21 protein-coding genes, 1 pseudogene and 2 CRISPR repeat arrays are annotated in these 22,603 nt (G+C 73.2%); of the genes and pseudogenes, 6 read left to right on the top strand and 16 right to left on the bottom strand.

Going from position 1 to position 22,603, the window contains the following annotated elements; translation table 11 throughout:
• Positions 1-19: 19 nt before the first annotated feature.
• From K1J57_RS30230 to K1J57_RS30215, 4 genes are all read left to right on the top strand, one after another.
• Positions 20-343: a nuclear transport factor 2 family protein gene (locus K1J57_RS30230; RefSeq protein WP_220562092.1), complete on the top strand. Its 324-nt coding sequence runs from the start codon at positions 20-22 to the stop codon at positions 341-343.
• A 107-nt stretch (positions 344-450) separates the two neighbouring features.
• Positions 451-990, top strand: a complete 540-nt coding sequence (locus K1J57_RS30225) for a suppressor of fused domain protein (RefSeq protein ID WP_220562091.1) — start codon at positions 451-453, stop codon at positions 988-990.
• Positions 991-1,048: 58 nt separating this feature from the next.
• Positions 1,049-1,420, top strand: a complete 372-nt coding sequence (locus tag K1J57_RS30220; RefSeq protein ID WP_255646715.1) for a type II toxin-antitoxin system RelE/ParE family toxin — start codon at positions 1,049-1,051, stop codon at positions 1,418-1,420.
• A complete protein-coding gene (locus K1J57_RS30215) occupies positions 1,417-1,761 on the top strand; it encodes a helix-turn-helix domain-containing protein (protein WP_255646714.1) in 345 nt (114 codons plus the stop codon). Before K1J57_RS30220 ends, K1J57_RS30215 begins: the two co-directional genes overlap by 4 nt.
• A gap of 1 nt (position 1,762) precedes the next feature.
• Here K1J57_RS30215 and K1J57_RS30210 read toward each other — a convergent pair whose 3' ends face one another.
• Entirely contained in the window at positions 1,763-2,239 is a 477-nt protein-coding gene (locus tag K1J57_RS30210; protein WP_220562090.1) for a nucleoside deaminase, read from the bottom strand.
• Between the two features lie 82 nt (positions 2,240-2,321).
• Positions 2,322-4,865, bottom strand: a complete 2,544-nt coding sequence (locus tag K1J57_RS30205) for an HAD-IC family P-type ATPase (protein ID WP_220562089.1) — start codon at positions 4,863-4,865, stop codon at positions 2,322-2,324.
• A gap of 514 nt (positions 4,866-5,379) precedes the next feature.
• On the opposite strand from K1J57_RS30205, the gene K1J57_RS30200 reads away from it, so the two are divergent.
• Positions 5,380-6,171 (top strand): NRDE family protein, encoded by a 792-nt coding sequence (locus tag K1J57_RS30200; protein ID WP_220562088.1) that lies wholly within the window; start codon positions 5,380-5,382, stop codon positions 6,169-6,171.
• Between the two features lie 79 nt (positions 6,172-6,250).
• On the opposite strand, the gene K1J57_RS30195 is transcribed toward K1J57_RS30200, so the two are convergent.
• Positions 6,251-6,883, bottom strand: a complete 633-nt coding sequence (locus K1J57_RS30195; RefSeq protein ID WP_220562087.1) for an MBL fold metallo-hydrolase — start codon at positions 6,881-6,883, stop codon at positions 6,251-6,253.
• On the bottom strand, positions 6,880-7,965 hold the full coding sequence (locus K1J57_RS30190; protein WP_220562086.1) for an S-(hydroxymethyl)mycothiol dehydrogenase: 1,086 nt from the start codon (positions 7,963-7,965) through the stop codon (positions 6,880-6,882). Before K1J57_RS30190 ends, K1J57_RS30195 begins: the two co-directional genes overlap by 4 nt.
• 259 nt (positions 7,966-8,224) lie before the next feature.
• On the opposite strand from K1J57_RS30190, the gene K1J57_RS30185 reads away from it, so the two are divergent.
• Positions 8,225-9,295 (top strand): alkene reductase, encoded by a 1,071-nt coding sequence (locus K1J57_RS30185; RefSeq protein WP_220562085.1) that lies wholly within the window; start codon positions 8,225-8,227, stop codon positions 9,293-9,295.
• A gap of 359 nt (positions 9,296-9,654) precedes the next feature.
• Positions 9,655-10,232: a CRISPR direct-repeat array (repeat unit 29 nt; unit sequence GTCAGCTCCGCGCACGCGGGGATGGACCG).
• A gap of 56 nt (positions 10,233-10,288) precedes the next feature.
• Here the strand turns inward: K1J57_RS30185 and K1J57_RS30180 are convergent.
• The 12 genes and pseudogenes from K1J57_RS30180 to K1J57_RS30130 all read right to left on the bottom strand — a co-directional run bounded on the left by K1J57_RS30180 (position 10,289) and on the right by K1J57_RS30130 (position 22,557).
• A complete protein-coding gene (locus tag K1J57_RS30180) occupies positions 10,289-10,450 on the bottom strand; it encodes a hypothetical protein (RefSeq protein WP_220562084.1) in 162 nt (53 codons plus the stop codon).
• 206 nt (positions 10,451-10,656) lie between these two features.
• Positions 10,657-11,070: a type I-E CRISPR-associated endoribonuclease Cas2e gene (gene cas2e / locus K1J57_RS30175; RefSeq protein ID WP_220562083.1), complete on the bottom strand. Its 414-nt coding sequence runs from the start codon at positions 11,068-11,070 to the stop codon at positions 10,657-10,659.
• Positions 11,070-12,059, bottom strand: coding sequence for a type I-E CRISPR-associated endonuclease Cas1e (cas1e, locus tag K1J57_RS30170; protein WP_255646711.1), 990 nt, complete (start codon positions 12,057-12,059; stop codon positions 11,070-11,072). The genes cas2e and cas1e overlap by 1 nt, the downstream gene beginning before the upstream one ends.
• 5 nt (positions 12,060-12,064) lie before the next feature.
• Positions 12,065-12,748: a type I-E CRISPR-associated protein Cas6/Cse3/CasE gene (locus K1J57_RS30165; RefSeq protein ID WP_220562082.1), complete on the bottom strand. Its 684-nt coding sequence runs from the start codon at positions 12,746-12,748 to the stop codon at positions 12,065-12,067.
• A complete protein-coding gene (cas5e, locus tag K1J57_RS30160) occupies positions 12,745-13,503 on the bottom strand; it encodes a type I-E CRISPR-associated protein Cas5/CasD (protein WP_220562081.1) in 759 nt (252 codons plus the stop codon). Before cas5e ends, K1J57_RS30165 begins: the two co-directional genes overlap by 4 nt.
• Complete coding sequence (gene cas7e / locus K1J57_RS30155; RefSeq protein WP_220562080.1) at positions 13,500-14,633, bottom strand: type I-E CRISPR-associated protein Cas7/Cse4/CasC; 1,134 nt, start codon at positions 14,631-14,633, stop codon at positions 13,500-13,502. Before cas7e ends, cas5e begins: the two co-directional genes overlap by 4 nt.
• Positions 14,630-15,409: a type I-E CRISPR-associated protein Cse2/CasB gene (gene casB / locus K1J57_RS30150; RefSeq protein ID WP_220562079.1), complete on the bottom strand. Its 780-nt coding sequence runs from the start codon at positions 15,407-15,409 to the stop codon at positions 14,630-14,632. Before casB ends, cas7e begins: the two co-directional genes overlap by 4 nt.
• Positions 15,406-16,983: a type I-E CRISPR-associated protein Cse1/CasA gene (gene casA, locus K1J57_RS30145; protein ID WP_255646710.1), complete on the bottom strand. Its 1,578-nt coding sequence runs from the start codon at positions 16,981-16,983 to the stop codon at positions 15,406-15,408. Before casA ends, casB begins: the two co-directional genes overlap by 4 nt.
• 66 nt (positions 16,984-17,049) lie before the next feature.
• The gene (cas3, locus tag K1J57_RS30140) at positions 17,050-19,533 is read right to left on the bottom strand and encodes a CRISPR-associated helicase Cas3' (RefSeq protein WP_255647262.1); all 2,484 of its coding nucleotides are present in this window, start codon (positions 19,531-19,533) and stop codon (positions 17,050-17,052) included.
• Positions 19,534-19,559: 26 nt separating this feature from the next.
• Positions 19,560-19,814: pseudogene (locus tag K1J57_RS34215) on the bottom strand (HD domain-containing protein); the annotation flags it as partial.
• Positions 19,815-19,979: 165 nt separating this feature from the next.
• Positions 19,980-20,558: a CRISPR direct-repeat array (repeat unit 29 nt; unit sequence GTGACCCCCGCGCAGGCGGGGATGGACCG).
• A 10-nt stretch (positions 20,559-20,568) separates the two neighbouring features.
• Positions 20,569-21,066, bottom strand: a complete 498-nt coding sequence (locus tag K1J57_RS30135; protein ID WP_220562077.1) for a GNAT family N-acetyltransferase — start codon at positions 21,064-21,066, stop codon at positions 20,569-20,571.
• Positions 21,067-21,123: 57 nt separating this feature from the next.
• Entirely contained in the window at positions 21,124-22,557 is a 1,434-nt protein-coding gene (locus tag K1J57_RS30130; protein WP_220562076.1) for an MFS transporter, read from the bottom strand.
• Between the last annotated feature and the right edge of the window lie 46 nt (positions 22,558-22,603).

Below are 22,603 nucleotides of genomic sequence, written 5' to 3'. Positions count from 1 at the left end.
CGAACACGAAGGAGACGATGTGAGCACGCAGATCCCCGAGCCGGTGGCGACGTTCTTCGACCGGGTGAACGCCCACGACGAGGCCGCCCTGGACGCCTTCGCCGACGACGCCGTGGTGGACGACTGGGGGCGCGAGTTCCTGGGCCGGGAGGAGATCGCGGCCTGGAGCGCCAAGGAGTTCATCGGCTCCAAGGGGGTCCTGGCCGTGGAATCGGTCGAGGACACCCCGGACGGGGTCCGGGTCGTGGGGGACTGGCGGTCCAACCACGCCAACGGGCCGAGCGAGTTCACCTTCGCCGTCGAAGGCGACACCATCACCCGCATGACCATCCGCGAGGGGTGAGCGCACCGGCCGTCCCGCGCCGCCGTGCGGGACGGCCGGTGTGACAACCGGGCGGCGGGCACGGTAGAACGGCACCGATCCGGTGGAGCACGACGGCGGGAGCAGCGGTGGGCGCAGGGGCGGGGACGGCGGAGCTGGAGGAGCACCTGCGCGGGTTCTGGCCGGGGCGGGAACTGGAGCCGGTCGCCCGGGAGGACGGGCCGGTCCTGGAGCGGCTCCCGGACTTCGCCGCCTACCGCGTGGCCCAGGGGAGCGGGTGGAACTACGCCACGGTCGGCGCCTCCGCCCTGGGCGGCCTGGAGTTCGTGCTCATGGCCCCCTCCGGGACCGACGACCACGCCGAGACGCTCGCCGCGGTCGCCCACTTCAACTCGTTCGAGGAGTACCGGGTCGACGCCGGCTCGGTCCTGCACCTCGGCCGCCCCTGGACGGACGGCTCCCGCATGGAGCACCTGCTGGTCAGCCCGCCCTACCCCTACGGGCCGCTGCTGGAGCAGGCCCCCGGCGGCGTCCGGTACCTGTGGCTGCTGCCCGTCCACGCCGCCGAGGCCGAGCTGGTCCTCGCCGAGGGCCCGGAGGCCTTCGAGGAGCTCCTGGAGGCCGAGGGCGTCGACATCCTCGCCGTCGACCGCCCACCCGTCGTCTGACCCTTGTCCTTTCGCGGTTTCCAGGACATGATCATATAGATCTTTGTATGGTCCCTCCGTGGACGAGCTGTGGAAGATCGAAATCGAGCCGGAGGTCCGACAGTGGCTGGAACTGCTCTCGGAGCCGCACTATGACAAGGCGGAACGGGCGGCCGACATGCTGGCGACCCACCCGACGACCTTGGGCGAGCCCTATTCCCGCCACCTCGGCGGGAAGCTGCGCGAACTGCGCTTCGTCCTGGGCGGCAGCGCGGTGCGCATCACCTACTGGCTCGCTCCCGACCGCCGGATCGTGCTGTTGACGGTGTTCCGCAAGACACGGTGGCGTGAGCGGGCGGAGCTCGAACGGGCACACCAGGCCCAGAAGGAGTGCGAGGCGCTGCACGGGCCGGCCGAGCACGACTACCGACGGATCAGGGGGGAAGAGTGAACCACTCCGCGTGGAGGACCCGCCGCGAGCGGGCACTGCTCGGTGAGCGGGTCGAGGAATCCCAGGCCTACGTGGAGGCGGGGCACGCCTTCGCCCTGGGCCAGGCCGTGTACGACCGGCGCACGGAACTCGGCCTGTCGCAGGCCGAGGTGGCGCGGCGGGCGGGCATGACACAGCCGCAGATCTCCAATATCGAAGGCGGGGACTCCACCCCGACCATCCCCCTGCTCACCCGTCTGGCCAAGGCGCTGGAGGCGTCGCTGACGATCGACCTGGACGGCGACGCCTCCAGCTTCCGCTTCACCCCGCATCCCGGGGGCAGGGGCTCCTCCGCGGCCTGACTCAGGAGCGGTCCGCGAAGCGGGCGTGGAGGGCGCGGACGGCCTCGGCCAGCTCGGGGACCGGACCCTCCACGGGCACGTCCGGGGCGACCTCGGTGACCGGCAGCGGCCGCACCGGGCCGGGCGGCAGCCCCCAGGACTCCCGCCACGCGGTCAGCTGCTCCGAGGAGCTCGCGTACACGATCCGGCCCAGCCCCGCCCAGGCGTGCGCCGCCGCGCACATGGGGCAGTGCTCGCCCGAGGTGTACACCGTCGCCGATGCCCGCTCCTCCACCGGCATCCGGGACGCCGCCCACTGCGCGATGGCCAGCTCCGGGTGGCGGGTGCCGTCGCCGCCGGAGACCTCGTTGTGGCCCTCGAACAGCACCGTCCCGTCGGCCGCCACCAGCACCGAGCCGAACGGCTCGTCTCCGGCGTCCAGGGCCTCCCCGGCCAGCTCCACCGCCCGGCGCAGGTGCCGCAGGTCGGTCTCGTCCATGGGTTCCTCCTCCTGTTCCCCCCGACCGTACACACGGCGACGGCCGTGCCGCCCGCCGGGGCGACACGGCCGTCCGCGTCCGTCAGACCGGGGTCGGCTCGCGTTCGGCCTCCTCGGCGGCCCGGGCCTCGGAGCGGGCCATCGCCCGGTCGTCCACCACCCGGATCACCGTGATCACCGCGATCGCCACGCCCGCCACCGCCAGGCCGGTCAGCAGCTTGCCGGGCTGGCTCACGTCCAGGTCGAAGAACCACCGGCCCAGCGGGGTCGCCATCGCCAGGGTCAGCAGCCCCACCATGGACCCCACCAGCGCGACCTTCCACCACACGTACGGCTTGGCCACCAGCAGCAGCACCCACAGCGTCGTCGTGCACAGCGTGATCACCACCGCCGTCCGGTCCGCCGGGTCGGGCACCGTCCGCCCGCCCAGCACCAGCAGGTAGGTGGTCACCGCCGCCAGCCCCGCCACCATGCCCGAGGGCACCGCCAGCCGCAGCGTCCGCGCCACGAACCCCGGCCGGGCGATGTCGGTGTTGGGCGCCAGCGCCAGGAAGAACGACGGGATGCCGAACGTCACCGCGTTGATCAGCGTCGCGTGCCGCGGGAAGAACGGGTACGACACCGCCAGCAGCCCCACGATCGTCGCCATCACCATCGTGTACACGGTCTTGGTGAGGAACAGGCTCGCCACCCGCTCGATGTTGCCGATCACCCGGCGCCCCTCGGCCACCACCCGCGGCAGCACCGCGAACCGGTCGTCCAGCAGCACCAGCTGCGCCACCGACCGCGACGCCGGGCTGCCCGAGCCCATCGCCACGCCGATGTCGGCCTCCTTCAGCGCCAGCACGTCGTTGACCCCGTCACCGGTCATCGCGACCGTGTGCCCCCGGTCGCGCAGCCCCTTGACCATGTCGCGCTTGCGCTCGGGGGTGACCCGGCCGAACGCCGAGTGGTCGTCCACCCGCAGCCCCAGCTCCGCCGGGTCCTCGGGCAGCTCCCGGGCGTCCACCGGCCGGTCCGCGCCGGGCAGCCCCAGCTCCCGGCCCACGGCGCCCACCGAGGCGGCGTGGTCGCCGGACACGATCTTGACGTCCACCCCCTGCTCGGCGAAGTAGTCCAGGGTGGGCCCGGCGTCCGCGCGCACCTTCTGGTCCAGCACCACCAGCGCCACCGGCTCCACCTCGCCGGGCGCCGCCGGGTGGTCCACCCGCAGCGGGGTGCGGCCCAGCAGCAGCACCCGCAGCCCCTGGGCGCCCAGCCGGGCCGCCTCGGAGGAGGCCGCGTGCCCCGGGGCGAGCACGTCCGCCGCGCCCAGCACCCAGTTCACGTCGCCCTCGGGGGTGCGGAACCCCATGCCGCTCCACTTGCGCGCCGACGAGAACGCCGCCTGCGCCGTGGGCTCCCAGTCCGGGGCCCGGTGCCCGCCGGCCCGCACCCCCTGGGCGATCGCCGCCATGCTCGCGTTGGGGTCGTGGTCGTGGGCGGCCAGCGCCGCCAGCACCTCGGTGGGCGTGGGCCCGCCCGCCGTGCCGCCGCCCAGGTCGCGGATCTCCGCCATCTTCATGCCGACCTCGGTCAGCGTCCCGGTCTTGTCGGTGCACACCACGTCGACCCGGGCCAGGCCCTCGATCGCGGGCAGCTCCTGCACCAGGCACTGGTAGCGGCCCAGCCGGATCACCCCCACCGCGAACGCGATGCTGGTGAGCAGGATCAGCCCCTCGGGGATCATCGACACCAGGGCCGCCACCATGCCGCGCAGCGCGTCGGCCAGCGGGCCGGAGATCTGCCCGCCCGCGGCGCCCTCGTCCAGGGTGACGTGGCCGCCCATGAACAGCTGGCTGTAGATCAACAGGCCGCCGATGGGGAACAGGGCGTAGGTGATCCAGGTGAGGATCCGGTTGATGCCCGAACGCAGCTCCGAGTGCACCAGGGAGAACCGGCTCGCCTCCTCGGCCAGCCGCGCCGCGTACGCGTGCCGGCCCACCTTGGTGGCGCGGAACCGGCCGGTGCCCGCCACCACGAAGCTGCCCGACATCACCGTGTCGCCCGGTTTCTTGACCACGGGGTCGGCCTCGCCGGTCAGCAGCGACTCGTCGACCTCCAGGCCGCCCGACCAGGTGACGGCGCCGTCGACCACGATCTGGTCGCCGACGCCCACCTCCAGGACCTCGTCCAGGACGATCTCCTGGGCGGACACCCGCACCACCGCGCCCTCGCGCACCACCCGGGGGCGGGCCGCGTTGACGATGGCGAGCTTGTCCAGGGTCCGCTTGGCGCGCAGCTCCTGGACGATGCCGATCAGCGTGTTGATGAGGATGACCATCGCGAACAGCCCGTCCTGTACGGGGCCGATCACGGCGATGATCGCGAACAGCACCGCGATCATCGCGTTGATGCGGGTGAACACGTTGCCGCGGATGATCTGGGCGACGGTGCGGCTGGCCCGGACGGGGACGTCGTTGGTCCGGCCCGCGGCGACCCGCTCGGAGACCTGGGACAGGGACAGTCCGGGTTCCTCCGGCGGCCGGGAGGGGCCGGTCGGGAGCGGGGACGGCCGCTCCGGGGCGGCCTCCGCGCCGCCGGGGCGGTCGTGGTTGTCGGGCACACGTGCTCCTGCGGATGACATGGACGGTGCGCGCCCGGGCCGGTCGGCGGTCCCGGGACGCCCCGAGGAGGGACCTCGGGAGTAGGGGAGGGACACAAGACTAGAAGATCGGTGACATCGGACGCAGTCGTGCCCGCTCCCGGACGCGGGTGGGGGCGGCACCACGCCCGGGGCGGGTGCCCGGACACCGGTGCGCGGGGAACGCCCGCGGGGCGCGCGGGAGGCGGGCGGGGCCGGTGGGACGGGCGGGTCCGCGGCGCGGACGGCGGAGAGGCCGGGGAGAGCGCCAGGGGGCGGGGACACCGGGCGCCGGGGGTGGGGCGCGGGATGCCGGGGTGCGGCGTGCGGCTGCCGGGGAGCGCGGATGCCCGGGCGGACGTCCGGGTGCGGGCGGCCGGGTGTGGGCGCCCGGGGAGCGGGGTACGGGTCCGGTCCGGGAGCCGCGGTGTACGGCCCGGGTGAGTCCGGGTACCGTGTTCCCAGCCTTCGAGGTCCCACCGCGGGGACCCGGAGAGACGGGTAGGTAGAGGTCCACATGTGCACCGTCATCGTCGGTTTCGACCCCGACGCCGACACACCCCTGGTCATCGCCGCCATCCGGGACGAGATGCGCGACCGCCCCTGGGACGGGCCCGGGCGCCACTGGCCGGAGCGGCCGGGGTTCGTCGGCGGACGCGACCGCCTGGCCGGCGGCACCTGGCTGGCGGTGGACCCGGGCCGGCCCCGCACCGCCGCGCTGCTCAACGGGTGGCCCTGGGACGGGAAGATGCCCTGGGAGGGCACCTACCCGGCCAGCCGCGGCGAACTGCCGCTGCGCGCCCTGACCCACCCCGTCCGCGACCCGCTCCAGGGCGAGGACCCGACCCTGTACGCGCCGTTCCACCTGCTGGACGCGGACGCCCACCACGCCGACCTGTACAGCTGGGACGGGCGCTGCCTGGACACCCGGCGGATCCCGGCCGGGGTGAGCGTCATCGTCAACACCGGCCTGGACCCGGCCGACCCGCGGGCGGCCCGGCACACGCCCGAGTTCGCGCGCACCCGCCCGGACCCGCGCCTGGCGGCGGCCCGCACGCCCGAGGAGGTCTGGGGGGAGTGGCCGCGGCTGATCACCGAGGCGGCCAAGGCCGCGCCGCGTTCGGCGGGCCTGGACGACAGCGGAGACCCCGGCGGCCTCATCGCCCACGCCGACCTGGGCGGCGGGAAGGTGTGGGCGACCGGGTCGGTGACCCTGCTGGCGATGGACCGGGACACGGTCCGCTACGCCTTCACCTCCGACCCGGCCGACCCGGGCGCCTGGGCCATGGTGGACACCGCGTCAGGCTGAGGCGGGGCCGGACCCGGCCCCGCCCCGGACGGCGGGCGGCCGCGGGCGCCCACGGCCTGTCGGCGCCCGCGCCCGGTGGTCAGTGCCCGCGCTCGATCCACTCCTTCAGGTGCGGGGCCTCCTCGCCGATCGTCGTGGGGTCGCCGTGCCCGGTGCGCACCACCGTGTGCGGCGGCAGCCCCAGCAGCCGGTCCCGGATCGATTCGATGATCGTCGGGAAGTCCGAGAACGACCGCCCGGTGGCCCCCGGACCGCCCCGGAACAGCGTGTCCCCGCTGAACACCGTGCCCAGCCCGGGCGCGTACAGGCACACCGCGCCCGGCGTGTGCCCCGGGGTGTGCAGCACCCGCAGCACGGTCCCCGCCACCGTGATCTCCCGCCCGTCGGCCAGCGCCCCGTCGGGCTCCCGGTCCGGATGGGCCATGTCCCACAGCACCCGGTCGTCCGGGTGCAGCAGCACCGGCGCCCCCACCGCGTCCGCCAGCGCGGGCGCCGCGTCCACGTGGTCGTTGTGGGCGTGCGTGCACACGATCGCCACCACCCGGCGCCCGCCCACCGCCGCCGCGATCGCGTCGGCGTCGTGCGGGGCGTCCACCACCAGCACCTCGGAGTCGTCTCCGACCAGCCAGACGTTGTTGTCCACCTGCCACTCGCCGCCGTCCAGGGCGAACACCCCGGAGGTGACCAGGTGCTCCACCCGCGCGCCGCTCACAGCACCACCACCGACCTCAGCACCTCACCGCGTTCCATCCGGGCGAACGCCTCCTCCACCTCGTCCAGCGCGATCCGCTCGCTCACGAACCCGTCCAGGTCCAGTCTCCCCTGCAGGTACAGGTCCACCAGCACCGGGAAGTCCCGCGAGGGCAGGCAGTCGCCGTACCACGACGACTTCAGGGCGCCGCCCCGGCCGAACACGTCCAGCAGCGGCAGGTCCAGCCGCATGTCGGGGGTGGGCACCCCCACCAGCACCACCGTCCCGGCCAGGTCGCGGGCGTAGAACGCCTGCTCGTAGGTCCGCGGCGTGCCCACGGCGTCGATCACCACGTCCGCTCCGAACCCGCCGGTGAGGTCGCGGATCGCCTGCACCGGATCGGTCTCGGCGGCGTTCACCGTGTGGTGCGCGCCGAAGCCCCGCGCCCACCGCAGCTTGCGCTCCTCCACGTCCACGGCGATGATCCGGTGCGCCCCGACCAGGCTCGCCCCGGCGATCGCCGCGTTGCCCACACCGCCGCAGCCGATCACCGCCACCGAGTCGCCGCGGGTGACGCCCCCGGTGTTGACGGCCGCGCCGATCCCGGCCATGACGCCGCAGCCCAGCAGCCCCACCGCCGCGGGGGAGGCCTGCGGGTCCACCTTGGTGCACTGCCCGGCCGCCACCAGGGTCTTGTCGGCGAACGCCCCGATGCCCAGGGCGGGGGACAGTTCGGTGCCGTCCTCCAGGGTCATCTTCTGCTCCGCGTTGTGGGTGTCGAAGCAGTACTGGGGGCGGCCGCGCAGACAGGCGCGGCACCGGCCGCACACCGCCCGCCAGTTGAGGACCACGAAGTCCCCGGCCCGCAGGTCGGTCACGCCCTCGCCGACCGCCTCCACCACCCCGGCGGCCTCGTGCCCGAGCAGGAACGGGAAGTCGTCGTTGATGCCGCCCTCCCGGTAGTGCAGGTCGGTATGGCAGACCCCGCAGGTGCGGACGGCGACCACGGCCTCCCCGGGACCCGGATCGGGTACCACGATGGTCGTCAGCTCGACGGGCTGCCCCACGGCGCGGGCCACCACGCCCCGGACTCGTTGCGACACGGAGATCGTCCCCTTCCGAACGGTGAGCGTCCGCGAGCGCGCTCGCGGTACCGCCACCCTCGTCCACCGGCCCGCCCGTGTCCACCACCCCACCGCCCGGACGCCACCCGCCCGGGCCGGGGAGGGCCGGACCGCCACCCCGGCGGTGACGCGTCCGGACGCTCCCCGTACCCTCCGAACGGCCGGACCGGGGAGCCCGGGCCGGCCGACGGGAACGGCCCCGGCCGAGACGTACAGCCCCCCAGGAGACAGAGAGAACATGCCGACACTCTTCGAGGCGTCGACCATCGGGTCGGCCCGGACGACGAACCGGATCGCCATGGCGCCCATGACCCGCAGCCGGGCCACCCCCGAGGGCCACGCGACCGACTCCATGGCCCGGTACTACGGCCAGCGGTCGACGGCGGGCCTGATCGTCACCGAGGGTGTCCAGCCCAGCCTCACCGGCCAGGGCTACCCGGACACGCCCGGCCTGCACACCGCCGAGCAGGCCGAGAGCTGGAAGCCGGTCGTCAAGGCGGCCCGGGCCGACGGCGCCCTGTTCTTCGCGCAGCTCATGCACGCCGGCCGGGTCGGCCACCCGGACGTCCGCGGCCTGCGGCCGGTCGGCCCGTCCGCCGTGGCGGCGCCGGGACAGATCTACACCCCCACCGGCCGCAAGGACCCCGTGGTGCCGCGCGAGCTCACCGCCGGGGAGATCCGCGGGGTGATCCGGGAGCACGTCGACGCGGCCCGCAACGCCCTCGCGGCGGGCTTCGACGGCGTCGAGGTGCACGGCGCGAACGGCTACCTGACCCAGCAGTTCCTCTCGACCAGCGCCAACCTGCGCACGGACGAGTGGGGCGGGTCGGTGCGCGGGCGCATCAGGTTCGCCGTCGAACTCGTGCGCGCCCTGGCCGACGCCCTCGGACCCGGCCGGGCGGCGCTGCGCGTGTCCCCGGCGAGCACCTCCCAGGGGATCGAGGAGGGCGACCCCCTCGCCCTGTACACGGCCCTGCTGGAGGAGCTGCGCGAGATCCCGCTGGCCTACCTGCACGTGGTCGAGGCCCCGGGCCGCCGCGACCTGACCCGCGCGCTGCGCGCGGCGTGGCCGCACACCCTGGTCCTCAACCCCCACCGCGACGAGGACCCGCTCCCGCCGCACGAGGCGGGCGCCGACGCCCTGGCGGACGCGGGGGCCGACCTGGTCTCCTTCGCCTCGGCCTTCCTGGCCAACCCGGACCTCCCGGCCCGCCTCGCCGCCGGGGGACCGTACAACCGGCCCGACCGCGCCACCTTCTACGGCGGCGACGACCACGGCTACCTCGACTACCCGACCCTGGGGGCGTAGCCGTGTCCCGCGTCGCCCCAGGTCATCCCCAGCCAGCCCCGCCCCGCGGGGATGGACCGGCGTCTCCGCGCTGCTCGGCGGTGAAGCTGAGGTCCGCCCCGCACACGCGGGGATGAACCGGGCCGCACCCGATACGCGCACCTGTGCCTGGGGGCCGCCTCGCGCAGGTGGGGATGGGCCGGTGGTGATAGTGGCTGCCTCGCCTACCTGCTCTTGGACGAGTCGTGTTCCAGCCAGTTGTACATCCTCGCTTTGAGCTGGTGGGGTCCGCGTGCGACAGTGTTCAGGGCAGAGAGTGGTACGTGCCAGATCTTTCATAACGCGGAGATAACGCTCCGCGTTTCCCCAGGTCGTTAACTGTCAGCTCCGCGCACGCGGGGATGGACCGCCCAGGCCGTGGCCTGGGCTTCTTTGCGGGCTGTCAGCTCCGCGCACGCGGGGATGGACCGTGGAGACGTGGGTCGCCCGGGGGCAGCGCGGAGTCAGCTCCGCGCACGCGGGGATGGACCGTGCTGCTATGACAGCATGTCAATAGCATCTAGGTCAGCTCCGCGCACGCGGGGATGGACCGGCTCGCAGGTGCGGCCATGAGCCACAGCCCGAGTCAGCTCCGCGCACGCGGGGATGGACCGATCGCCCTGTGGTTGGCGATCCCGGCCTCGGTGTCAGCTCCGCGCACGCGGGGATGGACCGCGGACGTCAGCGAGGACTACATCGGCCGCCTGGTCAGCTCCGCGCACGCGGGGATGGACCGGCGAAGCCGAAGGACTTCCTGCCGGAGTGGGAGTCAGCTCCGCGCACGCGGGGATGGACCGCTGTGGACGACCGCCCAGTGGGCGCTCAACGCGTCAGCTCCGCGCACGCGGGGATGGACCGCGGACGGCCCCGGGAGGGGACAGGTACTGCTTGTCAGCTCCGCGCACGCGGGGATGGACCGGAAGGGGTCGACGGCGCCCCGCCCCCTAGGGAGGACAGGGCGCCGTTGCCCCCGGGCTACATCAGGCCGGCCCGGTACGCCAGCGTGTGCAGGACGGCGGCCCCTACGACCAGAGCAGCCCAGATGCACCACGCCCACCAGGCGGCGCCGAGCAGCAGGGCGATTCCAGCGACGGCGAGCGCCGCCCATGTGAACCAGACGGCGACTTTGGTGCTCATGCTTCTCTTTCCTCGGGGGTACGGTGCACGATTCCGGGAGGGGCGGGCCCGGATGTCCTCTCCATCCGGGGTCCGCTCCACCGCTTCTCACGTGGAGCCGATCGTGGCTGAGCGCCGCCGGGGTCGCGACTCCAGCCGGGCGGGTGAAGACAGCATCCCAGGAACGACGAAAGCGCCCCTCACGAGCCCCGCACCGGCAGGGCGCGCTAGCCGCCGTCCTCTTCCGGAACCCCCGGCGTTCCGGGGCCCTCCGACACCTCTGGACCCTCCGGCTCCTCCGCACCCCCCAGCCCCTCCGGGGCCTCGGCGAGCCAGGCGGGATCCTCCTCCTCGACCGGCGCGGTGAACCTCACCAGTTGCAGGCCGTCGAAGTCCACCACCCGCCGACGCCGCTCACCCGCCGTCAGGACGACGTACCCCTGCTCGTTGTCGACCGTGTGCAGGCACACGGCGGCGCCATCCCCCACGGACTCGCTCACCGCGGCCCACAGCCTCTCGCGTACGCGGGCGTTCATCGTGCCCACGTACAGCCCCGTATCCGGCTCGATCATCCACCGGGACAGCGCACCGCGCACCCGGTCCGGTACCGCGGTCGTGGAGATCACCACCATCGACCCCATCAGTTCGCCTCCCCCGCGTAGTTCACCCCGCCGGAGACCGCGCCCAGGACGGGGTCCCATAGGTCGACCACCCGCCACCGCGTCGGCACCGGACCGTCGTCGTCCTCCTCGTCCTCCAGTTCCGGGTCGAGCAGCACCTGGATGTCCCGCACCATGCGCGGGATCATCCGGTACAGCTTCAACTCCGTCCGCAGCAGGGTCCGCGCCCGGGCCTCCGGGTTCTCCGCATCGTGCAGGGAGAAGGCCAGGGGGATCGTCGTCTTCGCCTTGTACAGGTCCGCGATGTCGTACACGAACGACTGCTGCTTGCCGGCGTGCACGAACCCCATGGCGGGCGAGCACCCCAGGTGCGCGATCACCGAGTGCACCACCCCGTACAGCGCCGCGTTCCCCGCCGACAGCGCCTTGTTGACCGGGCTCTGCTCGTCCCACACCGCCGGATCGTAGTTGCGCTTGAACGGCTTCACCCGGTGCTTGGTGGCCAGGCTCCGGTAGAGGGCCTTCATCCGCTGCCCCTCCAGGGCCCGCAGCCTCTCGATGCCGATCCCTTCCTCCACCTCCTCCCCGAACCGCATTTCGTACATCCGCCTGGCCACCGTGAGCCGTGCCGCCTTGTCGGTGTACGCGTGCGCCTGACGGTCCAGCCACAGGGTCGTCCGGCTCTCGGGCACCAGGCTCCCGTAGTGCAGGATGGCGCCCGACCCGCAGGAGACCACCGTCGTCCCGTGCCGCATGAAGGTGGCCAGCGCCGGTGACGTGATCGAGGTTCCGGGGCCCAGCAGCAGGCAGGCCAGGGAGGCCGTCGGGATCGGGACCCGGTGCACCGTCCCGGCCCCCGCCGCGACCTCGGCGCACACCCCGGTGTCGGTCTGCACGATGCGGCAGATGTCGGCGTACAGGAACGACAGGTTGTCCGAGACCTTCGGCAGCATCGCCAGGGTCGGCCGGGCCAGCGCCTTGCGCGCCTGCGCCTCGTTCGTCGCGGTCACCGGCCTCACCACTCCGCCGACGCGAGGCTGAGCATTCCGCAGCCGAACGACTTGCCGCGCCCCACGCCCTCGACCACGGCCCCGCGCACCGCCTCGGGATCGGTGACGACCGCGTACCCGTCGAACCTCGTCATGTGCAGGCGCACCTTGCGCCTCCCGCTCCGACCCGGGTCCAGGGCCGGGCCCATGCCGGTGCTCCGCACCTCGCGCAGCTCCAGGCCGCACCGCTCCGCGCGCTCGCGCCACCACTGCTCGGCATCGGCCCCGTACAGCGGCCGTGTGTAGGCGTTCACGCCCGGCCGGGCGCGCTCCCCGAGGCGTTCGGCGTTCTTCTCCGACTTGCCGAGCCGCTTGCAGGGGGTGGCGGCCAACCGGTACCGCACCTCCCGGCCCTTCTCCAACCCGGCGAGGAAGGGCGCGAGGTCGCGTTCGGCGGCCTGCCCGAACCCGTCGCCGAGCCGGTCCACGGCGAGCCGGCCATGGCTCTGGGCGAGCAGCACCGGACCGGTGCGCGCCTCGTCCACCCGGAACAGGATCCCGGCGTGCTGTCGGGGGGAGGGCATGGTCTCCTCTCCTAGGTGCTCGGAGGCCAGGTCGATGAGCAGACGGTGCAGTTCCCCGGCGTTGGAGAAGGCGGCGCGGGCCCGCCGCGACGACAGGTCGGGGGTGATCTTCGTGAGCCAGGTCAACGGTGCTCCTCAACGTAGGAGAACAGGCGCTTCCGGTAGTCGTGGCGGTCGGTGGCGACCAGGTGCGCGGGCAGGTCGGCCTCCTCCACTCGGACCTCCCGGCTCGCGTACCGGCGGTGGGCCGAGGCGAAGGAACGGGGGACGTCGTTGAGCACGGTCCGGGTGTCCGTGCCTCCGCCTCCGCCCGGGGTCTGCTCGGAGACCATCTCCACCGCCACGGTCGTGTCCCCGTCGGGGACACGTCGGTGCGGCAACGGGACCGACGTGCGCAGTTCGTGCTCCGGGTCCGGGACCCCGGTGCGCAGCACCAGGAGGGGATCGGGCACGAAGGACCGCCGCCCCAGGTAGGGCTGCCAGTGCGGCGACAGCAGCGCCCGCCCGATCTCCCCTGCTCCCGGGCCGGTGACGGCCACCGTGAACACCGCGTCGGCCAGGTACGACCTCCGCGTCACGATGGTGGTGGCGCCCTCGGGGCGCCGTTTGCCCTCGGCCGTGGGCACCGTCCGCTCCCGGGGCAGGCCGCCGCCGACCGTGTGGAAGTCGGTCATGTGCAGCCCGCGTGCGTCGATCCGCACGGTCAGCCGCAGCCCGTCGTACCGCTCCAGGGGGTCCTCCCGCCCGACCCCCTGCGCGGCGGCGAACATGCCCACCAGCCCGGACCGGGTGGGGAAGGACAGGGTGTCGCGATCGCCGAACGCGCTGTGCTCCCCCCAGCTCTGCATCGGCCCGGCCAGGCGCAGCAGCAGACCGGTCACGACCCGTCCCCGGGGTAGGCGGCGGCCACGGCGGTGTCGACCAGCTTCGGGTAGCCGGAGACCCGGTCACCGAGGTTCTGCACGGGCTTGTCGTCGATCCCGGCATGCACGGAGGCCAGAACGGCTTCGGGCCACCAGAGCTCGTTGATCTTCCCGGCGTACTCGCTCAGCCTGCCGACGGAGGCCGCACCGAACCCCTCGGTGTTGCGCACCGCGGCCTCGAAGGCGGGGGCGAACGACACCGGGCGGTCCGACCGCACCGCCACGTGGGCCAGGTCGGGCAGGGTCATCGCGGCGGTCGCGTTCTGCTTGCCCGAGGGGACAGTTCCCAAGAAGGCACGCAGGAACTCCGACACCAGCTCGCGGGCCGTGGCGGCGTCCCCGTCGAGGTTGCGCAGCAGCCCGCGCAGGTCGATGTTGGCGTAGCGGTAGAAGGTGCCGGTGCTGAACTGGCCCACGTTCATGTGGCCGCTGCCGTGGTCGTCCTCCTTGGGGACGTCGTCGACGGCGGTGAAGAAGTCGACCTCCACGCTGGTGCCGTGGGTGGTGAAGGCGTGCGCGAACTGCACGGCGCCGTCCACCTCGGTGGAGGGCAGTTCGGCGAGCATCCGGCCGAACAGGTTGACGGTGGCATTGCGCGAGCGCAGTACGGCCACGATGTCGTCGGCGGGCAGGATCCCCTTGGGGGTCTTCTTCGCGGACTCCTTGGCCACGGCGTCCTTGTGCTCGTGGGCGATGGCGGCCAGGGCGTCGATGGCGGAGACGGGGAGATAGAAGAGGACGGATGTGGCGGGCGGTTCGCCCTCCTTCTCCTTCTCCAGCTTGATCCCGCCCTTGGCGGCGGACAGGACGACCTGGCGCGCGCCCTGCTCGGCCACAGGGGCCTCCCACCCGAGGGCCGTGAGCCGCCGGGCGATCTCCCCGACGATGCGCCGGGTGCGCACGGCCGGGTCGCCGAGGCGTTCCTCGACCTGGTGGCGGACCGCCCGCTTCCAGCTCTGGCTGGAGATGCGGGTGCGCTCGGTGCCGCCGTAGACGACGGTCTTGGGAGAGCCGAGGTCGTCGCGGTTGACGTTGGAGTAGGGGAGCGTGTGCAGGACGTGGACGTCCAGGAACTCGGGGGTGCTCATGCGGCGGTGTCCTCGTCGGTTTCGTCGGTGGTGTTCGGGTCCGCGGGGGTTTTCTCCCGCCGTGCCCGTTCGGTCTCGATGACGCGGTGGTAGGACTGCACCCACTCCTTGGCGACGGCGTCGCGGTCGCCGCCCCAGCGGGACAGGTCCAGGGTCAGGCGGCCCCAGTCGATGTCGATGTCCCTGTCGCGGGCGTGCAGGACCAGGCGGGGGAGCTGGGAGTGCACGCCGTCGACGGACTGGCGGCACAACAGGTGGAGGCGCCCCTCCGTGGTCTCCCCGTTGAGCCGGCCCTCGGTGACGGCCCTGCCGATCATCGCCCCGAGGTTGGAGCCGCGCCGCAACGGGTCGGTGCCCTTCTGCCCGGTGCCCGGGGCTCTGCCGGTGCCCGGGGAGGAAGAGGGGCCGGGTTCCTCCGGCAGGGTGTCGCGGGCGTCCCCGCCGGTGCTTTCGGCCTCTTCCGTTCCCTCCGCGGCCTTCCGGTCGCGGGCCCGGCGGGGCTGGGCGGCGATCATCGCCGCCACCCCGTAGAAGGCGCGTTCCACATCCTGTTCCGGAGTCCGCCGACGGGTGCTGGGGTCGCTCTCGAGGTGGGTGAGCGGCCCGTTCAGGTAGCGGGCGACGAAGGTGTGCACGGGCAGGACGGCGGGGTCGTCCACCCGCCTGCCCGCGGCCCGGCGCAGGGTGGCCCGCACCGCGGGTTCGTCGCGCACCCTCTCTTCGAGGCTCTTCACCATCCGGTCGGCGGCGCGGAGGATCTCGGATTCGGTGCTCAAGAGGTCTCTCCTCGGTCGGTGCGGCGGGCGGGGTTGCGGTGGAACAGGTGCCGGCGGTGGTGCTCGACCACGGCGGCCACCCGGGGGCGGGAGCAGTAGGGGCCGGTCACCTCGTCATAGGCGGCCAGAGCCAGGCGGGAGAAGGAGACACCGGGGCCTTCGGCCTCCTCGTCCAAGGCGATCCGCCAGAACTCCTTCTCGGCGGTGGACCAGTAATGGGACAGGCCGCGCCGCAGCCAGGGGCCGGTTCCGGTGTCGGTGCGCGCGGAGCCGCCCGAGGGGCTGTTGCCCTCCTTCCAGGCGTCCGTGAGGGCCTTGCGCAGGCGGTACCCGAGGGATTCGGCGGAACGCCGGGCGAGCCGGATGCGCAGTCGCGCCCTGACCGCCTCCTCGGAGGTGTCGGAGGAGTCCTCCAGCCAGCGCAGCACCGGCGGCGTCGTGGCGGTGAACCACTGGCGGTCGCGGGTCTGCCCGTCCTGGTCGAAGCCGAAGGCGCGCAGCCGCATGCCTTTGCGGAGGTCCTCGGACAGGCGCGCCTGCTTGGTGAGGTGGTCGAACAGCCTCGGGCGGAACTCGTCCCGGATGTCCTCGGACAGCAGCGAGTCCAGGTCGCGCCAGACCGCACGCGCCGCGTCCGCGGGACGCGCGTACCGGCGGCCGTCCTTGCTGGTCTGGTGGATCAGGTACGGGTCGGTGGGCGGGACCGGCCGGTCCCGGCGCGACCAGGTGACATAGGCGTCCACGACCTTGTCGCCGCCCGGGTCGGGCACCAGCAGGACCGCGTGCGAGGCCTGGTTCAGCAGGGTGCCGGCCAGGCCGGTGGACTCCTCCGGCGCGCCCAGCGGGTCAGGGAGGCCGTCCCGCTCCCAGGGGGCGGGTTCCACGTCACCGGGTTCGTCCTCGTTGTCGGAACCGAAGGGGATGTTGAGGACCAGGCTCTGGAACAGGTTCCGGCCCAGGGGGTGGTAGGACACGGTTCCGCGCAGGGGCCCGGCCGTGCTGTTGGCCTCGGAGCGGCCGTCGACCGTGCGGGAGGTACAGCGCCCCGAGGGGCCGTACCCCAGGGTGGCGAGGAGGTGCCAGGCCGCTTCGTCGGGGAGCAGGGGGACCGGGGCCAGGTCGTGGTGATGGCCGCCCAGCCACACCTGGTTCTGGCCGGCGGTGCGGCCCCAGGCGAGCTTGTTGACGCCTGAGGTCTTGGAGCACTGCTCGCGCAGCCGGGGGTCCTGCGACCAGGGCCGCTCGGGGTGGAAGAGGTCGAACCGGTTCGGGAGGCCGGAGAAGTAGGCGTCCACCCGGGTCCGGTCGAACCCTCCCGCCTCGAGGACTCCGCGGCGCGCCCGGTACCACTCGGCGGCGTCGTCACCGCAGTCCAGGCCGGTGACGCGGGCGGCCAGCAGGGTCAGCACCCGCCACAGCTGGGCGGAGGCCGGGGGGAGGGGGAGTTCGATGTCGGAGAACTCGTGTGCGCGGTACAGCAGCTCGCGCAGCCCGACCTGGGGTGCGGGCGTGCCGTCGGCCGTTCTGACCGGCAGCCAGGGCCGCGTCACCAGGTCGTATGAGGGTGGGGTCACCGTCGCTCCGTGGGGAGGGTCGCTCGGAATGCGGAATGGGAAGGCGTCCGGGTGGCCGGGCGCGGGTCAGGTGCGGTACTCCAGGCCGTTGTCGGGATGGAGGAACAGGCGTCTGTCGCCGAGGAGGGCCTCACCGGCCCTGCCGTCCGCGTCGACCGGATGGACGAGGAGCACCAGGTCGTGGAGGTGGTAGTCGTCCTCCCACCCCTTCGGGACCCGGTTGGCCTCCGCCAGGGGCGGTTCCGTGTCGTGCGTGGCGCGCATGGGGATGGTGCGGGCCATGACCGCGCGCAGGTCGTCACCGTCCATACGGCCGTCGGCACCGGCCCCCGGGAGGCGCCGCGTCAGCCCGGCGTCCAGCCACAGGCCGCCGTGCGGGTCGCGGTAGCAGCACAGGACCCGCACCGAGTCGGCGCCGAAGCGGGTGGCCAGGAAGTGCTCGCCGATGGGGAGGTCGGACCTGGTGAGCGGGGACAGGTCCGCGTGCAGGTCCCGTGCGGTGGGGATCACCGCGTTGCGGCCGTGGGTGCGCAGGGCCAGCTCCTCCCCGATGCGTTTGATGTCGGCGTCGACGTCCTCGATGAGGGAGGCGTCGTCGTACAGGTCGTCCACCAGGGACTGGACGTCCTCGGGAACCCTGATCGGCCGGTCACCCCGACGGGCCAACAGGGAGTGGGTGCGCATCAGCAGGGAGGCGGTGTAGATGTAGTCCCAGGACTTGGGGAGGTGCCCCCTGCTCTGCTCCTCGCGGGGGACCAGGACCGCCATTCGGGGCTCGTTCGCCCAGGCCGGGCGGGTGACGATACCCAGGTGCTCGTGCCGCCAGCAGCGGCCCGCGCGCTGCAGCAGCAGGCCGATGGGGGCCAGGTCGGTGATGAGCAGGTCGAGGTCCAGGTCCAGGGACTGCTCGATGACCTGGGTGGCCACGATGACGGCCCGCTCGGGGCGGACGTTCTCCGCGGCGCCCTTCCTGCCCAGCCGGTGGGTGAGTTCCGCGGTGATCGAGGTGCGCTGTTCCTGGGGGAAGCGCGAGTGCAGGAGGAACAGTTCGGGCGCCGAGTCCATGCCGGAGAACCACTCGGCCAGCAGGTCCCGGGTCTGCTGGGCCTCGGCGACGGTGGTGCAGATGACGGCCGCGCAGCCGCCCTCGGCGACCAGGGGGCCCAGGAGTTCGCGCAGGGCCTGCTCCCGGTCGGGCCGGCCGTCTTGGAGGGGGACGGGGACCAGGTCCGCCTTCAGAGGGTGCCGTTCCGTGGTGGTGAAGGGCTCGGGGGTGGCGGTGACCTCACCGGTGGCGGGGTGGACGTGCAGCCAGCCGGGGTAGGCGATCCGTTCGACGAACGGCGGTGCGGAGCGCTTCACCTTGCCCTTGGAGCCGGAGACATAGGCCTTGACCAGGGCGTTGGCCACCGAGTGGTGCAGGGTGGCGGACAGCAGGACGACGGGGACGCCGTAGACGCCGAGCCAGTGCAGGAGGCGTTCCAGGAGCATCTGCATGTACGGGTCCACGGCATGGACCTCGTCCACGATCACGACCTTTCCCGACAGGCCGAGCATGCGCACCGCGTTGTGCCGTGCGGGGAGGGCGGCCATGAGTGCCTGGTCGATGGTGCCGGTCGACCAGGACGCGAGCAGGCCGCGTTTGGACTTCATGAGCCAGGTGGTGGGGGCCAGCCCGTCGGGCTCGGAGAGCTCTTCGTCGGTGGGGGCGTACTCGGGGTTGAGCCAGGCCATGGAGTGCAGCAGGGCGAGGGGAGCCCGGACGTCGGCCCGGCGCAGGGCGTACTCGCGCAGGCGGCCGTACATCTGGTCGGCGGTGGCCATGGTGGGGAGCGCGAGGAAGCGGCCGTGGTGGCCGGTGGCGGCGCCCAACAGGTCGGCGGCGTGCAGGGCGGCCTCGGTCTTGCCCTCGCCCGGAGGGGCGGTGATGAGCACCAGGCCGCCGTCGGAGCAAAGGTCGGGGAGGTGCCGGGCGAGTGAGGCCTGGAGGCCGTTGGGGGTGTCGATCGAGGGGAAGGACTCGGCGAACGACGTGGGGGAGGTGGTGAGGGGGCGCAGGCCCGCGTCGTCGACCAAGCGGGTGACGGCGGGGAGCGAGGCGTGGAAGCGGGCGAGGAGCGCGGGACGGCTGCCGTCGGCGGGAGGTGTCTTCAGTTGGGCGAGGAGGAAGTGCTCCTGGCTGACCAGCCAGTCGGCGAGGATGACCAGCCCGCAGACGAGGGGGGCGATGGCGGCCTTCAACCGTTCGGGGGGCTCGGGAGAGCCGGCGGCCTCGCGGACCAGCAGGGTGGCGCGCTCGCGCTGCTCCGACCAGGGGCCCTCGGCGAAGCGGTGCGTCGTGTATTCGTCGAGGGGGTCGGGATAGACACCGTGGTGCCCGCCGAGGAGTTGGGCCACCAGGTCGGCGACGTATTCGTCTTCGCCCGGATAACCGAAACGGGGGAGGGCGGAGGTGAGCCATTGGTGGGTGACGAAGGAATGTCCGCTCCTGTCGCCGGGGGGTGTTCGTGGGGATAGGAGGAAAGGGCGACGGGGATTTGCTCCTGGAATTCCCGGATGAGTTTTCCGATGTCGTGGCAGCCGGCCCAGAAGGCCACCAGCGCGCGGGCGCGGGACTCGTCCACACCGAGACCGTCCGCGATGCCGCGCCTGACACCGGGGGAGAGGAAGGCGTCCCAGAGGCTCAGGGCTGCGGCGGTGGCGTCGAGGGCGTGGAGGATGTAGGGGTAGCGGCTGCCTTGGAGGTTGCGCTCTTTGGCCCACAGATCGAGGTCGATATAGGTGGGGTCATCGGAGGGATCGGGGGGAGGGGGTGGGGGAGGGGGAGGCATCCGGGTGTGCTCCAGAGGTCATGAGAGCATGGTGTGGAGATTGAAGTTAACGCGGGTGTGCGAGCTTCCGCAGGCGTTTGGTGGATGTGGCCGGATTAGGTCATTTCTTAACCCGCCAGTAGGTCTCGCGGAGATAATGGACCGCGTTATCCCAGGTCATTAACTGTGACCCCCGCGCAGGCGGGGATGGACCGATCTTCGTACTGCCGTATGGGCCCGAGGGCGAGTGACCCCCGCGCAGGCGGGGATGGACCGGCCACGGCGGCGACCACCAGTGCGGTGTCGTGGTGACCCCCGCGCAGGCGGGGATGGACCGCCGACGGCCTGGGCGTGCTCGCGTCCATGCTCGTGACCCCCGCGCAGGCGGGGATGGACCGGGTGTAAATCTCCTGCGTCACCCCTTTTCCCCCGTGACCCCCGCGCAGGCGGGGATGGACCGAAGAAACACGGCGCGTGGATCGACGCCTTCGTGTGACTCCCGCGCAGGCGGGGATGGACCGGGCAGCAGCACCCAGGCCTGCATGCCGCTCTTGTGACCCCCGCGCAGGCGGGGATGGACCGTTCACCTGCCCGGACAGCGCCGAAAACCCCGCGTGACCCCCGCGCACGCGGGGATGGACCCCAGCCCCGCATGATCTGCTCACTGGTCGCCACGTGAGCCCCGCGCAGGCGGGGATGGACCGATGGTGTCCAGTACCTCGCGCGGGTCGGCGTCGTCAGTTCCCCGCAGGCGGGGATGGGTCGCGGGCCGGGGTCATCCGCCGACTCGGAGGCGGACGACGCGGTCCGGTGGAAGGTCGGGGCGGCCGGGGACCGGCCGCTCGCCGACCTCCCACCCGGGGGCGCCGACCTCGGCGGCCACCCGCGGCCAGAACGCGGCGGCCGCCCGGTTCGCCTCCTGGTAGTACACCGCCCACCGGCCGGGGTGCGCCCGCAGCACCCGGGCCGCCGCGGCGAGTCCGTGCCCGCGCCCGCGCACCGGCCGGAGCAGGAAGAACGAGGACAGCACCCGCTCCTCCTCGTCGAGCGCCCGGACCAAGGCGAACCCGGTGGGGACCTCTCCCAGCCGGAACAGGTAGGCGCACCAGCCGGGGTCACTCAGCGCCAGGTCCAGCCGCTCCCGGCGGAAGCGGCCCCGCGCGTCGGGCAGCGCACCGGTGAATTCGGACAGGTCGTGCTGGAAGAGGGGCCACAGCCGTTCCAGGGCGGAACGGTCCCCGGGGCCCACCGGTCGAATGCTCAGTTCGCTCATACGGAAAAACCTCCACCCGGATCGAGCCGGACGGAGGCCTCCCGCACACTCTATCGGTCACCGGGCGGGTTCGGCCCGCCCGCCTCCTCCCGTCGACGGCCCGGGTAGCGCGAACACGGACAGTGCCCCGGCCGCCACCAGGCCGGCGCAGGCGGCGAACGCCAGCGCGTATCCCGAGGCGGGCGCGCCCGCCTGGGAGGCGGCGAGGGTGGTCAGGGCCGCCAGTCCGAGCGATCCGCCGACCTGGCGGGAGGAGTTGAGGACGCCGGAGACCGCCCCCTCCTCGCCGCGGCGGGCCCCGGCCGTGGCGGCCATGGCGATCGGCGCCGAGGTGAGCCCCAGCCCTCCGGTGATGAGCACACCGGGCAGCACGATGCCCGCGAGCAGGCCGCTGTCCGGCGTGATCGTCGCCTGCCAGGCGAAACCGGCCGCCGAGATCAGCGCCCCGGCGACCAGCAGCGGACGCAGGCCGAACCTCTCGACCAGCCGCGGTGTGGCCTTGGAGGCGATGATGACGGCCACGGTGTGGGGCAGGAACGCCAGACCGGCCTGTAGCGCGCTGTAGCCCAGCACCTGCTGCATGTGGAGCGAGAGGAAGTACCAGACCGCGAAACCCGCGGCCCCCAGGAAGAACTGCACCAGGAGGGCGCCGGAGACGGAGCGCGACCGCAGGATCCGCAGCGGCATCAGCGGGGTCCGCGCGAACCGGGCCTGCACCAGCACGAACACGGCCAGGGCCACCATGCCCAACACCAACGGGACCAGGGCGCGGGCCGACCCCCAGCCGTACTGGGGAGTTTGGAGCAGCCCGAGTTCCAGCGCCGACAGTCCCAGCGTCACCGCGATCGCGCCGGCCAGGTCGAGGCCGCGGGTCCCCGGAGCCCGCCTCTCGGTGAGCAGCCACAACGCGGCGAGGATCGCGACCGCCCCGATCGGCACGTTGATCAGCAGGGTCCAGCGCCACGACAGGTAGTCGGTGAGCAGCCCGCCCGCGAGTGACCCCGCGGTCCCGCCGATGGCGCCGACCGCTCCCCAGGTGGCGATGGCCCGGGCCCGCGCCGGGCCGGCGGGGATCGCGGTGGTCAGGATCGTCAGCGTGGCCGGGGAGACCGCGGCGGCGCCGAGCCCCTGAGCGGCGCGCGCGGCGATCAGCGTTCCCGGTGTGGTGGCGAGCCCGCCGACCAGGCTCGCGATCGTGAACACGACCAGGCCGGCGATGAAGGCGCGCCTGCGTCCCCAGAGGTCCGCCATCCGGCCGCCGACCAGCAGGAACCCGGCGAAGGTGAGGAGGTAGGCGTTGACCGCCCACTGCAACCCTTCGGTGCCCAGGCCGAGGTCGGATTCCATGGCCGGCAGGGCGACGTTCACGATCGCCGCGTCGAGGACCATCATGAACTGCGCCAGGCAGACCAGCGCGATGACCGGCCATACGGTGTCGGGCGGGTGCGCGGGGACGCGCCCGGCGGGCGGCCCCTCGACGTTGTTCGTCATTTTCCTGGTTCTTCGTCGGTGGAGGGGAACGCCGGAGGGGACGCCG

Origin of the sequence: Nocardiopsis sp. MT53, from assembly GCF_019598965.1 — a bacterium.
Lineage (GTDB): Bacteria > Actinomycetota > Actinomycetes > Streptosporangiales > Streptosporangiaceae > Nocardiopsis > Nocardiopsis changdeensis.
The sequence above is the reverse complement of the archived record's forward strand: the minus strand, read 5'-3'. Positions and strand labels throughout refer to the sequence as shown.